Below are 13,701 nucleotides of genomic sequence, written 5' to 3'. Positions count from 1 at the left end.
GACCGACTCGGTATCCGCGCAGTCATCGGCATCCTCATACGATGCGTTCCCTTGCTTCGAGGCATGCAATATCACCTCGGACTCTTCTTTGCCGGTTGTGTCGCAGTTGCGCTCCTGTTCGGGTTGTTCACGATGGCCTTCGCACCGGTGCTCTGGGATGGCGTCTTGCAGGGGAAGCCGGTTTCCGAACTCGGAGCGGCGGCATTCGGCCTCGACCCGACGAAGGTCGTAACCGTCGAGAAGATCGCTCCGGAGGTTCGCGTCCAGATCGCCAGAAGCCTGACTTCATGGCCGTCACTCCTGCTGGTCCTGCCGCTGCTCGCCTTCGCGGCCCTGCTCTACTACTACTACGTATGGATCCTTCAGAAAGTGAACCAAGGACTCCGACTCGACCTCGTCGACCGGCTCCAGGCGCTTTCCCTGCGCTTTCATCAGGACAACAGGATCGGCGACGCGATCTATCGCACGTATCAGGACAGCGCGATGGTCACGCAGTTGCTCAATGTCCTGTTCCTTCGGCCGATCGGAGCGCTCCTGCAGTTTACGGGCATGATGTTGCTTGTCGCAGTCTTCACTCCCGGACTCGCACTCCTTCTGCTCTTCGCCTGGCCGCTCGTACTGGTACTCGGCGCGGTTTTCTCCCGACGGCTGCGAAGTCGCTTCCGTCGTGCGCGCGAGGCCAATAGCGACCTCACCTCACGCATCCAGGAGAGCGTGGGTGGAATCAAGGTCCTCAAGGCCTACGGCCTCGAGGACTTCGAGCGCGAGCGCTTCGAAACCAGTTCGATGCACGCGTTCGCCGAGGCGTTTCGCGCGCGCAGCATGCTGGCCCTTTTTGGCGTTTCGGTCTTTTGGGTGCTAGGCGGTTTCCTGATCGTATCGACCTTCTGGTCGACTCTGTTCACGCGAAGTGGCGGATCCCTGTGGTTGTACGAGCAGGTAGTCGGTACGAGCATGGGCGACGTGCTGCTCGCGGCCGGATTCAGCATCTGGGCGCTGGGCTGGTACAACCTTTTCAAACTCGTCTTCAGCCGCGGCACGGGCAGCATCAACGGACTGTACAAGGTATGGGGACGCGCACAGGACATCGTGATCGGCCTGGACCGGGTATTCGAGATCCTGGAACTGGAACCGGAGGTTTCCGATCTTGCGGACGCGATACCGCTGCCCCCATTGCAGACTTCCATCGTCTTCCGCAATCTGGGTTTTGCCTACCAACCAGATCGCCCGGTTCTGCGGGATGTGAGCTTTGAAGCTCCGATCGGAACGATCACCGCACTCGTGGGCCCGACGGGTTCGGGAAAGAGCACACTCATGGCTCTGCTCCTGCGCTTGTTCGACCCCGATCGGGGATCCATCGAGATCGACGGCTGCGACTTGCGGCGCTTTCTCGTGCGTTCGCTTCGCCAGAAGATCTCGATCGCCCTACAAGAGAATGTGCTCTTCGGCACGACGATCCGCGAGAACATCCGCTACGCCGTACCAGACGCGAACGACGAACGTGTGCGCGAGGTCGCGCGCATCGCCTGTGTCGATGAGTTCGTCGAGGGCTTGCCCGAGGGTTACGACACGGTTCTCGGCGAGCGGGGTGCTCGACTCTCAACCGGACAGAGACAGCGCATCACGATCGCTCGCGCGCTCATGAAGGATGCGCCGATCCTGATCCTTGACGAGCCGACCTCGGCACTCGACGCCGAGACTGAACGCCGCCTGATCCTCAACCTTTCGGAATGGGGGCGCGATCGCAACGTCTTCCTGATCACACATCGACTCTCCACGATCCGCATGGCCGATCAGATCGCCTACCTCGACGGCGGCCAGATCGTCGAGGTAGGCTCTCACGAAGCCCTGATGGACCGACCCGATGCCGCGTACCGCCGTCTGGTCGAGTCAGAGCAGCGGAGTTCCGGAAGATGACGCCATGAGTGCGAGCCTTCCCGATCTCGGAGCGCGAGAAACCGGACTGGGAGAGGACCCGTTCGACTCCAATCGCGAGACATTCTCGGTTCTGGGTCGGGCAGTCCGCTATATGTCACCGTTCCGCGCGCGTTTCGCCGTGAAAATGCTGCTGACGCTGCTCACCTTCCTGCCGATGCTGGCACTCCCCTATCCTGTAAAGATCCTGCTCGATCACGTGATCGATGACATCCCGATTCGCGATGCACTCGGGTCGTATCCCGTGTTCATTCGCCCGCTGGTCGCGGCAATGGTCGATGCCTCACCCGATCAGATCCTGTTCTGGACACTCGCGGCTCAGGTCTTCCTCTTGCTGACGATCGGCATGCTGGGGTCCGACGGTGGGGAACGAGACCGTGCAGAAGGCTATGTAGCGAGTGGTCACGACCAGGCCACGGCAACCGAGAATGCAGCCAACGCAGGCTTCAGCTTTTCGGGTGGATTGCTCGGGCTGTTCGATTTCCGCTGGACGCTGCGCCTGACCCAGGACCTGAACCAGTACTACCGCACCAGCCTGTTCGAGCGCATCCAGAAACTGCCTCTGCCCGTATTCGAGGACGAGCAGATCGGCGATGCGATCTATCGCCTGATGTACGACACACCTGCGATCACGAGCGTGTGCTACCGCATCCTGCTCATTCCTACGCTCGTGCCGATCGCAATGGCACTCTGGGTCCTGACGATCTGGCACACCCTGCATCAACCGTGGCTGGCCCTGTACGGCCTGAGCTTTTTACCGCTGGTTCTGCTGATCACGTTTCCATTTGCCGCTCTGATGCGTCGCCAGGGTACGCGCAGCCGCCGCGCGGGTTCGACGACGACGAGCGCGCTCGAAGAAGGAATGGCCAACATCGTGGCCGTCCAGAGTCTAGGCGGGGAAGAGCGCGAGAGAAGTCGTTTCGATCGGGACAGCGAGGACTCCTTCCGCCAGCACCGCGGAGTGGTCGGGATCGCTCTGATCACGACCTTCGCGACATTGATTCCGGGACTGTGGCTACTGCGCGAAGTCTTCCTGCACACATCGGATCTGGTGATCTCAGGTGCAATCAGCATCGGCGATTTCACGGTACTATTGACCTACTTCGCGCAACTCGCAGTCTTTGCGGGCATGCTCGGTAGTTTCTGGTTCGCCCTGCAGTCTTCCGCACCGGGCCTCGCGCGGGTGTTCTTTCTGATGGATCTACCGCCGGAACAGGATCGCCCCGGCGCGCATACGCTGGACGCGATTCGCGAAGGCGTGCGCATGGAAGAAATCGATTTCACCTACAAGGACGGAACACACGCGCTGAGCAATATCTCCTTCGAAGCCCGAGTCGGGCAGATCACCGCCCTGGCCGGGCCAGCCGGTGCAGGCAAGACAACGCTGGCCTACCTGATTCCCCGCTTTCTCGAAGCGACGAGCGGCCGCGTATCCATCGACGGAACCGACATCGCGGACCTGACCCACGAGTGGCTGCGCTCCCAGGTAGCGTTCGTATTTCAAGAAAACTCGCTTTTCGACGGCACGATCGAGCAGAACATCCGACTCGGGAAGCCCACTGCAACTCCGCTCGAGGTAAGCCGCGCGGCACAGATCGCGGGAGCCGACGACTTCATCCGAGACCTGCCCGAGGGCTACGCGACGCAACTCGGAAGCGCGGGTGCGCGTCTTTCGGTCGGACAGAAACAACGGCTGGGAATCGCCCGCGCCCTGGTGCGTCAGGCTCCGATATTGATTCTCGACGAGCCCACCTCAGCCCTCGACCCTGAGACCGAGCAGCGACTGGTCGAGGCCCTTCGAGAAGCGACCCGCGACAGGATCGTGATCGTGATCGCCCACCGACTGTCGACGATCCGCGGCGCAGATCAGATCCTGTTCCTGCGCGAGGGGCGCATCATCGAGCGAGGCTCGCACGAAGAGCTGATCCAGATCCCGGAAGGAGCCTACCGCCGCTTCGCCGAACTTCAGGGCGGTGGCAGGGAGAGTGATTCCGGCGGCAGCTAACGGGATCCGTCTTCGAACACCACGCGCGGTCGCACCGCCTGTCCGCTGGCCAGCGCTTCAAAGGCGTCGTTGACCTTGTCGAGTGGGTAGTCGGGTCCCGCCATTTCTTCGAGTTTCAACTCGCCGCGGCTCGCGAGTTCGAAGAGCTTCGGGAAATCGCGCCCGGGATCGGCGGAACCGTGGATGGAACCGTGGAGTGACTTGTCGAGCAGAAGCGAGAGCATCGGCACACGAATCTCTTCGGTGTAGCTCGGCAATCCGACGACGACGGCGCGACCTCCAGGAACCAGGGAGTCAAAGGCCTGTCGTGCGGCCGTTCCGTTTCCAACGGCCTCGACGGCCAGATCGACGCCACCGCCACTCAGGGCGTGGATCGCCGCAATGGGATCCCCGTCTTCAGGTGAGAAGAGGTCGCTTGCTCCCAGTTCCTTCGCCAGAGCCAGGCGTTTTCGGTTCGGATCGACGGCGATGATCCGCCCCGCACCCGCGATGCGCGCACCCTGTATGGCCGAGAGTCCGACACCTCCGCAGCCAAACACGGCGATACTTTCGCCCCAGCGCAGCGCTCCGGTGATCACTGCGGCGCCGAAACCGGTCGTTACGCCGCAGCCCACGGGACAGACGGAGCGCAGAGGCAGGTCTTCCGGTACGGGGATCGCGGAGCGCTCGCCGACGACGACGAGTTCAGAAAGACCGGAAACGCTCATATAGCGGCCGAGCGACTTTCCGCCTAGCGAGAGCGAGCCGTCGTTGGCATCGGTGCGCATCGCGGCGCACAGATGCGTGCGACCCGCGCGACAGGCGCGACAGTTTCCGCAACGGGGAATCCAGGCGATCACCACAGGCTGGTCTTGTGAAACGTGCGAAACGCCGGGACCCAGGGATTCCACGATTCCCGAAGCCTCGTGGCCCAGAACCGCGGGAAAGCCAACTCCTTCCCCGGTGCGCCACACGTGGAGATCACTCGCACAGATACCGCAGGCGGAGATGCGCACGCGCACTTCGCCCGGACCGGGATCGCGCACTTCGACTTCTTCGATGCGCAGTGGTGCGCCGCGCTCGTGAGCGACGGCTGCGCGGGCTCGCACCGACCCGCTCACGACATCCCCTGCGGAAGCAGAGCGAGTCGCACGGGGTCGTTGTGGTGGTTGGCCAGATCCTCGAGCGCCTGAATCGTCTGGTCGAGGGGGTAGCGAGCCGTGATGGAACCGGAGAGGTCGAGTTTGCCCGTGGCCGTGAGTTGGACGACCTGCTTTAGTTCGTCTCGCGTGTAACCCATCGAGCCCAGGACGCCGATCTCCTTGCCCACGAAGGAAACCAGCGGGCCGAGTTCGGGCGATTCCATACCAACACCGCCGACGATCACGCGACCGCCCCGCGCCACCGACGCCATCGCGAGTTCGACAGATGCCTTCTTGCCCGCGTACTCGATCACCAGCTCGGGTCCTCCACCACCCGCGGCCTGGCGAATCGCCTTGCGCGCGTTTGGCGCCGTCACGTCCACGGTGAAATCGGCTCCCGCCTGCACAGCCCGGCGCAACGCACCCGCGCTGGCATCGGCCGCAACGACCGTCTTCGCACCCATCAAGCGCGCCAGCAATATCGCGTGATAGCCGACACCGCCGCAGCCGAGCACCACAACCCGTTCCCCGCCACTGATTCCCGCGCGCGTGGCGACGGCGTGATAGGCCGTCGCCACGGCATCTGCCAGGATGGCGCCGTGCTCGAATGCAATCTCACCCGGAAGCGGCAACGCGCACGCGGCCGGAACGGTGATCTTCTCGGCAAACGTCCCGTCGCGCGCCATGCCGAAGATTTGCGCTCCCGGACACAGACCCAGATGCCCCGCTTCGCAAGCCGGGCAAGTGCCGCAGGTCTCGCTGGGCAACAGCAGGACGCGATCACCTGGGCTGAAACCGCTGACGCCCTCCCCTACTACTTCTACGATCCCCGCCCCTTCGTGGCCCATGATCACGGGAAGGTTCGGCACCGGAAGCCGACCGTGGGCGGCGTGCAGATCGGTTCCGCATAACCCGGCGGCCTGGATGGCGACTCGCAACTGGTCGGGACCCACCTCTGGCTCCGGAACATCCTCGACCCGCACTTCGGGACCTTCGTAGAGACGTACAGCTTTCATCGTCTTCCCTCATCTTTGTCGAAATCACTCCGCTCCATGAACGCCTCGTTCCTGGTCCTTCCACCACGGATCGCGCAGAGCGCGACGCAAAATCTTGCCAACACCCGTCTTCGGAAGTTCCGCGAGCACGTCGATGGCCTTGGGCACCTTGAAGCGGGCCAAGTGCTCCTTGCAGAAGGCAATCAGTTGCTCGGCGTCCGTTTCGTGACCGGGGCGCAATGTGACAGCGGCGCGGATCGCTTCGCCCCACTTCGGATCGGGGATCGCGAAGACCGCGCACTCCGCCACGGCCGGGTGTTCGGCGAGGGTTCCTTCGATCTCCGCGGGATAGACATTGAAACCACCGGTGATGATCTTGTCTTCCTTGCGATCGGCCAGGAAGACGAAGTCTTGCGCGTCCATGCGACCCAGATCTCCGGTGCGTAACCAACCTCCGTCGAGTCGTTCGCGATCGAGATCGGGGCGCTTCCAGAAACCCGGTGTCGTCCAGGGCGCACACATACAGATTTCGCCTACCTCGCCGCGCGGCATCTCATTTCCGTCTTCGTCACAGATGCGGACCTGTGCAAAGCCCGACCGTTCGCGCCCCACCGAGGTGAGTCTCTCACCACCTGCGGCCAGAGCCGCTTCGTGCTCGTCGGGATCCATGAAGGTATTGAGTGCGTAGGCTTCGGTCTGACCGAAGCCCGTGTACAGAACCGGTCCCAGACGCTCGAACGAACGACGCACCAGAGCGGGTGCTGCGGGTGCGGCCGCGTAGACGACCGCGCGCAGACTCGAAAGATCCGCGTCCGCGGCGTCGGGATGGTCCAGGAGCATACGCAGAAGCGTCGGGATGATCAGAACCATGCTGACACGGTGCTGGGCGATGGTGGCAAGCATCTCCTTGGGATCCGGCCCGGGCAAGATCACGAGAGTCGCGCCGGCGACCCAGGAAGTATCCATTGCTCGTCCACCGAAGTGACTGAGCGCGAGTTGGCCGAGTAGACGGTCCTCGGGACCGACACCAAACGAGGTCACCCAGGCGCCCATCGCCGCCGCCACGCTCGCATAACTATGTGTGACTCCCTTGGGATGACCGGTGGTGCCCGAGGTGTAGAGGATCTGGGCCAGCGAATCGGGCGAGCGATCGACCGAGAAAGGCTCCGCAGACTCGCCTTCCGCGAGCGCCGCGAGATTCGTCACGCCTTCCTCGGCGACCAGTGCGAGAACCTTGGCGTTCTCTCCGGCCGCCTGCCTGGCGCGCACGATCGTCTCTGCTCCGAGGGCGATCACGAAGCGGGATTCGGCGTCACGCACCATGAAGGCGTGCTCGCCCGCGGTGAGCGCACCGAGTAGCGGCACCAGCACACCTCCGGCACGCGCGATCGCAATCACCGTCTCGACGTATTCGATCCGGTTCTCCTGAACCAGCGACACGCGCTCTCCAGGTTCGAGACCCAGCCCGACCAGCGCACGCGCCAGTCGGGTCGCCCGCTCATCGAGTTCGCGATAGTTGCGACGTCGCTCGGCTTCCACGAGGGCGATGCGATCGGGCCAGCGCCGCGCCGCCCGCGCGGGGTAGTGTGAATAGGGATGAATCATCGCTCGCCCCTCCGTTTGCGTTCTTCAGGCAGGGAACGCGCTTCCGGTCCAGCGTAGTGCGCACCCAATGCATCCGGAATGATCCGGAGCGGAACTCCCTCGCGAATCTCTTCGACGATGTGACTGAGTAGTGCCATGCCATAGCTGAGTGCGCCGAGGCCACCGATCGCCAGCGGGTCGAAACCGAGGTCGGCCAGAAGTGCGCCGAGTGCTCCCGCGAGATTGATCGGAATGCGACGGCCCTTCTTTCGTTCTAGTTCGGCTTCGATGGCGTCGAGCAAGTTTCCGTGTTCTCGCCAACCACCGCGCTCGCAGGCAATTCGACGCAGTGTTACCGCTCGAGGTTCCGCCTGCTTGTGCATCGGGTGCCCCAGACCCGGCACCGCACCGCGTCGCTCGAACCAGGTTTCGAGCACGCGTGACGCCGCTTCCCCTTCGGGAAGTTTCCACTCCAGCGCCTCGATCAGCATCTCCGCCGGTTCCTGGGGCGAACCCGTCACGGAACCGCTGGCAAGTATGCCGCTGGCCAGTGCGGGAACCGGAGAGTCGGGAAACGCGGAGGCCGTGTAGCGAGCGGCGCAGGCGGCCGAACTGATGAACTGCTGATCCATGCCGCTGCGCAATGCGAGGTCGAAGAGAGCAGTCTCGCGCTCGTCTGGAAGTTCTCCGCGCAATAGCAGGAACGCGGACTCGGTATACGAGAGGTGTTCGATCAGTTCTTCGATTGGATAGCCGCGCACGCGGATCTTTCCGCTCTCTGCGCGACTGATGCGCGTGGTCCAGTAGTCGCTCCAGTCTCCGGAGGAAACGTACTGACCAACGTGGCGACGCGGGGGGCTGGGCATGCGACTATCTCCCCTTGAACACGGGTTTGCGTTTCTCGAGGAATGCGCGCGGGCCCTCCTGCGCGTCTTCACTCTGGCGCACGGGTTCGGCCAGCAACTGCTCCAGGCGCAGGCCTTCCTCCAGCGAAGTCTCGAGGCCGCGCCAGACGGCAGCCTTGGCGGCCCGCACGGCCAGCGGACCGTTCGTCGCGATCGCATTCGCCGTGGCCAGCGCCTCTTCTTGCAGATTCTCGAGTGCAACCACACGCGAGACCAGACCCATGCGCTCTGCTTCGCCCGCATCGATGCGCCGACCCGTCAAGATCAGATCGAGTGCGCGTTCGGGGCCGACGAGTCGGGGAAGCCGCTGGGTACCGCCGGCACCGGGGATGATGCCACGGGTCACTTCTGGCAAACCGAAGCTCGCGTTCTCAGAGGCGATGCGCAGATCGCAGGCCAGCGCGATCTCGAGTCCGCCGGCCAGACAGTGCCCATTGACCGCAGCGATGATCGGTTTGTCGATCGCGAGGTTCTTCGTGATTCCACCGAGACCCGGGACCTGTTCGGAGCGGCGGAGGCGTTGCGTCGAAGTAAGTGTCTTGTAGAAATCGCCGACACCGCGGAGGTCTGCACCGGCACAGAAAGCCCGTTCGCCCGCGCCGGTCAGGATCGCAACCCGCAGGGCGTCGTCGTCGCGGAAGCGCATCCACGCGTCCACCAGCCCATCGCTCGTCTCGAAGTCCAGTGCGTTGTGCACTTTGGGTCGGTCGATCGTCAGAAGCGCAACGGCTCCCTCAATTTCAAAACGGATACTCATGAAGTTCCTCCGCCGTCGACCGCCCTTTCGAAGCGCGGCAGCTTGAAGTCTCCCACATCTTCGAAGCGAACCCGAACCGGCATATCGACACTGACTTCTTCCGGCTCGCAACCCACGATATTCGAGATGAGGCGCGGCCCCTCGTCGAGTTGCACGAGCGCGACCACATAGGGTTCTGGCATTCCCGGATGGTAGGTCCGGCGATAGATGGTAAAGCTGAACACGTGTCCCCGACCCGAGACCGGTCGAACGCCGAGTTGCATCGACCAGCACTGCGGACAGCAGGGGCCGGGTGGCAGAAAGAGATGTCCGCAGTCTTCGCAGGCCGAGACTTCCAGTGAACCCCGGCGACACGCCTCCCAGTAGGCCTTCGTCAGAGCGTCGGGCTGCGGCTGGGGAGGTCGAGGGTCGGACAAGAGTTCAGCTCCCGAGGACCAGGGTGGCGTGGGTATTCATGCCGAGACCGTGACCCGATACGAGCGCGGTCTCGGCGCCGGCCACCTGACGATCACCCGTTTCGCCGCGCAACTGACGTACGGCTTCGATCACGTGCAGCATGCCGCTGCCGTAGCCCTCCGCCAGAAGTCCGCCGCTGGGATTCACCGGCAGGCTGCCAGCCGGGCCGATGCGCCCGCCTTCGACGAAGGGTCCCGATTCCCCCTGCTTGCAGAAACCGTAGTCCTCCAACTGAAGCAGGACGACGATCGTGAAACAGTCGTACAGAAGTGCCACATCGATGTCTTTGGCGCCGAGCCCCGCGGCGCCAAGTGCCCGGGGACCACAACGCGCAGCGGGCAGTCGGTCGAAGTGTTCCGGCGTTGCATAGGTGGACAGACTGTGAGCCTGGGCGTGACCGAGGATGCGGACGGCGGGAGTGCGCAGATCTCTGGCTCGCTCCGCGGTCGTGACCAGCACTGCCGCAGCTCCGTCTGAAACCAGACAACAATCGAGCTTGCGCAGCGGTTCGACCAGTTGTCCCGAGGCCAGATAGTCGTCCATCGAGATCGGCTTGCGCTTCTGTGCGTGTGGCGTGCGCGCTCCGTGGGCTCTCGCTGCTACGGCGACTTCTCCGAGGTGCTCGAAGCGCGTACCGAAGCGGTGCATATGACGTCGAGTGGCCAATGCGTGCAGGCCGGCGGCGCCGAAAAAGCCGAAAGCCGATTCATCGCCACGCGCGTAGTCGAATGAACCCGGACTCGAAAGAGGACTGTCGCCATAGATGCACAAACACACATCGCATAACCCCGCCTCGACGGCGAGTGCGGCGCGCTCCACGATCGCGACGCTTCCGGCCCCACCCAGGATCTCCGATCCCGCGTAGTCGGGATCCAGGCCCAGTTGTGCGCCCATCCGCAGGAAGTGGGGAGTAATGCCGTCGAGGATCCCCTGCGAGGGACCGGGATCGGTGAGCAGACCATCCACATCCGAAGGCTGAAGTCCGGCATCCGCTACCGCTGCCGCAGCAGCTTCCGCTTCCAGATGCCACGGACTGCGCCCTTCGAGTTTTCCGAAGTCGGTGTGACCGACACCTGAGATGACGGCGCGACGGGTCATTGAGATTCCGCAGGCATGCGTCGCTTCGCAATGATCTCGCGCATGACGTCGCTGGTACCCGCGCCGATCCCCCAGTTCTGCACCCCGCGCGAACAGCGGGCTACGTAGTTCTCTTCCATGAAACCGTAACCGCCAAAAGCGTGCGCGCAGTCGAGAATCAGTCCGCGAATCATATCGGCCGCAAATAGCTTCGACATGCTGACCGACAGGTCGCCATCGCGATCCCCCGTCGCGAGTTGCTCGGCCGCACGATAGGTGAGCGCCCGCGAAGCCTCCAATCGGGTCATCCAGTCTGCCATCCGGTGTCGCCAGACCTGCATGGAGGCGACGGAGCGACCGAAGACCTTACGCTCAGCCAGATAGCCGAGCGTCTCAGCCAATACATCGTCACACAGCGCGTTCATCATCACCGAGAGCACCAGACGCTCACCCTGAAAAGCACCCATGATGTAGCGGAAGCCGCGGCCCTCTTCGCCGATCAGGTAACGCCGTGGGATCCTCATGTCGTCGAAGAAGAGCTCTGCAGTGTCGCTCGAGTGGAGATCGACCTTCTTCAAGCGTCGGCTCACCTGAAAACCCTTGGCGTCGGTGGGACAGACCACGAGGCTGACGCCATCGACTCCGGGCCCGCCCGTGCGCACGGCGAGTGTCACGAAATCCGCGCGAGCGCCATTGGAAATGAAGATCTTCGAACCATTGATCACATAATCATCCCCATCGAGCGTCGCCGTGGTCTGAAGCGAGGCGACATCAGAACCTCCGCCGGGTTCTGACACGCCGAGAGCAGCGATGCGCTCACCCTTGATCGCGGGAACCAGCCACTCCTGTCGGATCTCATCGCTGCCGTGGTCGTGCATCACGGCCGTCGCCATCTCGCATTGCACGAGCAGGCCGACCACACAGCCGATATCGCGGCCGCGCACGAGTTCTTCGACGAGAATCGCGGTGTACCAGTAGTCGAGCCCGCTCCCACCCCACTTTGGATCGAAGCGAATTCCCAGCAGACCGACCTCTCCCGCCTTGCGGAACAAGTCGTCCGGGAAGTAACCCTCGGCCTGCCACTTTTCGGCGTAGGGCCGGATCTCCTGCTCGGCAAAGCGGCGTACGCTCGCGCGAAAAGCTCCGTGCTCTTCGGTCCATTGGGGGAATGCCATTTCTTGGAACTCCTGATTCCTGCTACTGACAGGGCTGATGGGATGTTCAGCGATCCGCCGCGATCCCATGGGAGAAGACGTCGTCCATCAAAAAGATGATCTCGTCGAACGGGTAGTCGGCCATACCCGAGGTTTCGCGTTCCACGAGGAAGCTGCCCAGATGGAACATCAGATAGGCGACGCGCTCGGGATCGCTGGCGCGCAGCGAACCCTCTTCGACGCCCTCTGCGATGGCCCGATGCAGAAGATCGATGATGCGTCGCTCCTGCTCGCGGGTGAAGGCGTGGGCGATGGGCGCGAGACTCATCTCTGCGTCACCCGAGAGCGCCATTCGCAAAACCGGATTGCGCGCGTAGGTCGAGCGAGTCAGCTCGACGATGCGGCGGATCTTCTTGCGGGCGCTATCGCTTGAGTCGAGTACGGATTCGGCCTCGCGGATGAAATCCTCGGCGCCTTGCCGGAGCAGGCTTCCGTAGAGATCTTCCATGTTGCGAAAGTGCGAATAGAGAGTGGTGCGCGAACAGCCCGCCTCGCGAGCCACCTCCTCCATCGTGGTCTTGCGCGGGCCGAAGCGCAGAAAGCGCTCGCGCGCTGCGGCGAGAATGACACCCCGGGTCGTGCTGGCCTGAGCCGACATCCCCGACGCGACCCCGGATTCGGGCTCCGTTGCGACCTCGGATACGCGCTCATCACTCATACTGAGCGAGATTAACAGTTGATGACCATTTGTCAACCTGTTAGCATGTTCGAGACATGGGCGGCATCGCGCCGCCCGCAGAGACAAAAATGAGCCCCTACGGCGAATCGCCAAAGGCCAATCCGCGAGGAAGACCCGAATGTCACAGAACACTGGAGCCATCGATGCCTGGGCCACGCTGGTACTTCCCGGGACCATCGATCGCTGGCCGCCCGAATTCATCAGCATCTTCAAACGCTACGGCTCGCTTCCGTTGTTCGAGCGCGGCATGACCACCGAGGAAATCATCGACAATATGGACGCAGCCGGTGTCGATCGGCTGATGCTGTCCGCCTTCGGTTACGGTCCGTATCACATCATCCGCAACGAAGAGGTCGCCGAGATCTGCGCCAAGCACCCCGACCGGTTTACCGGTGTAGGGACGGTGGATCCGCGTGGCAAGCCGATGGACGTCGTCCGGGAAATCGAGCGACTGTCGAAGAGTCTTGGCCTGCGCGGCGTGCGTCTCGAGCCGTATGCGTATGGGGACGGCATGGTCGGCGCCGCGCCTAACGAGAAGATGTACTGGCCCGTGTACGCGAAATGCGTGGAGCTGAATCTTCCCGTTGCCATCCAGGTAGGTCACACGGGCCCGTTGATGCCTTCGGAAGCGGGACGCCCGATCTATCTCGACGAGGTCGCCCTCTCCTTCCCCGAACTCGTGATCATCGGCTGTCACATCGGCCAGCCCTGGCACGAAGAGATGATGATTCTGGCCTGGAAGCACCCGAACGTCTACGTCGAAACGAGCGCGCGCACACCCAAGCACTGGCCCGAGGAGTTCGTGAAGTTCGCCAGCACCTACGGACAAGACAAAGTGCTCTGGGCGACGGACTACCCGCTGCTCACCTTCGACCGCACGCTCGAGGAGTTGCGCCAACTCGGTGTTTCCGACGAGGCCTACAAGAAGATCGTGCGCGACAACACGATACGCGCCTTCAGCCTCGAGGTCTGA

Annotated in this window: 12 protein-coding genes; 3 read left to right on the top strand and 9 right to left on the bottom strand. The window is 63.1% G+C overall.

What is annotated here, in order from left to right:
• Positions 1-63 precede the first annotated feature (63 nt).
• Together GY725_25770 and GY725_25765 are read left to right on the top strand one after the other, a co-directional pair.
• A complete protein-coding gene (locus tag GY725_25770) occupies positions 64-1,917 on the top strand; it encodes an ABC transporter ATP-binding protein (protein MCP4007604.1) in 1,854 nt (617 codons plus the stop codon).
• A 4-nt stretch (positions 1,918-1,921) separates the two neighbouring features.
• Complete coding sequence (locus GY725_25765) at positions 1,922-3,940, top strand: ABC transporter ATP-binding protein (protein MCP4007603.1); 2,019 nt, start codon at positions 1,922-1,924, stop codon at positions 3,938-3,940.
• On the opposite strand, the gene GY725_25760 is transcribed toward GY725_25765, so the two are convergent.
• The 9 genes from GY725_25760 to GY725_25720 are packed head-to-tail and all read right to left on the bottom strand — an operon-like array spanning position 3,937 to position 12,707.
• Complete coding sequence (locus GY725_25760; protein ID MCP4007602.1) at positions 3,937-5,040, bottom strand: zinc-binding dehydrogenase; 1,104 nt, start codon at positions 5,038-5,040, stop codon at positions 3,937-3,939. The genes GY725_25765 and GY725_25760 overlap by 4 nt on opposite strands.
• On the bottom strand, positions 5,037-6,077 hold the full coding sequence (locus GY725_25755; GenBank protein MCP4007601.1) for an alcohol dehydrogenase catalytic domain-containing protein: 1,041 nt from the start codon (positions 6,075-6,077) through the stop codon (positions 5,037-5,039). Before GY725_25755 ends, GY725_25760 begins: the two co-directional genes overlap by 4 nt.
• A 24-nt stretch (positions 6,078-6,101) precedes the next feature.
• The gene (locus GY725_25750; GenBank protein MCP4007600.1) at positions 6,102-7,661 is read right to left on the bottom strand and encodes a long-chain fatty acid--CoA ligase; all 1,560 of its coding nucleotides are present in this window, start codon (positions 7,659-7,661) and stop codon (positions 6,102-6,104) included.
• On the bottom strand, positions 7,658-8,506 hold the full coding sequence (locus GY725_25745) for a hypothetical protein (GenBank protein ID MCP4007599.1): 849 nt from the start codon (positions 8,504-8,506) through the stop codon (positions 7,658-7,660). Before GY725_25745 ends, GY725_25750 begins: the two co-directional genes overlap by 4 nt.
• Before the next feature lie 4 nt (positions 8,507-8,510).
• On the bottom strand, positions 8,511-9,302 hold the full coding sequence (locus GY725_25740; protein MCP4007598.1) for an enoyl-CoA hydratase/isomerase family protein: 792 nt from the start codon (positions 9,300-9,302) through the stop codon (positions 8,511-8,513).
• The gene (locus GY725_25735) at positions 9,299-9,718 is read right to left on the bottom strand and encodes a Zn-ribbon domain-containing OB-fold protein (protein ID MCP4007597.1); all 420 of its coding nucleotides are present in this window, start codon (positions 9,716-9,718) and stop codon (positions 9,299-9,301) included. The genes GY725_25740 and GY725_25735 overlap by 4 nt, the downstream gene beginning before the upstream one ends.
• Positions 9,719-9,722: 4 nt before the next feature.
• Positions 9,723-10,856, bottom strand: a complete 1,134-nt coding sequence (locus GY725_25730; protein MCP4007596.1) for a thiolase family protein — start codon at positions 10,854-10,856, stop codon at positions 9,723-9,725.
• Positions 10,853-12,010: an acyl-CoA dehydrogenase gene (locus GY725_25725; GenBank protein ID MCP4007595.1), complete on the bottom strand. Its 1,158-nt coding sequence runs from the start codon at positions 12,008-12,010 to the stop codon at positions 10,853-10,855. The genes GY725_25730 and GY725_25725 overlap by 4 nt, the downstream gene beginning before the upstream one ends.
• A 46-nt stretch (positions 12,011-12,056) precedes the next feature.
• The gene (locus tag GY725_25720; GenBank protein ID MCP4007594.1) at positions 12,057-12,707 is read right to left on the bottom strand and encodes a TetR/AcrR family transcriptional regulator; all 651 of its coding nucleotides are present in this window, start codon (positions 12,705-12,707) and stop codon (positions 12,057-12,059) included.
• Positions 12,708-12,846: 139 nt separating this feature from the next.
• Between GY725_25720 and GY725_25715 the strand changes: the two genes are divergently transcribed.
• Complete coding sequence (locus GY725_25715; GenBank protein MCP4007593.1) at positions 12,847-13,701, top strand: amidohydrolase; 855 nt, start codon at positions 12,847-12,849, stop codon at positions 13,699-13,701.

The organism is bacterium (assembly GCA_024226335.1).
Taxonomy (GTDB): Bacteria; Myxococcota_A; UBA9160; order SZUA-336; family SZUA-336; genus JAAELY01.
Note: the sequence above shows the minus strand (reverse complement) of the source record. Positions and strands in the feature narration are given on the sequence as shown.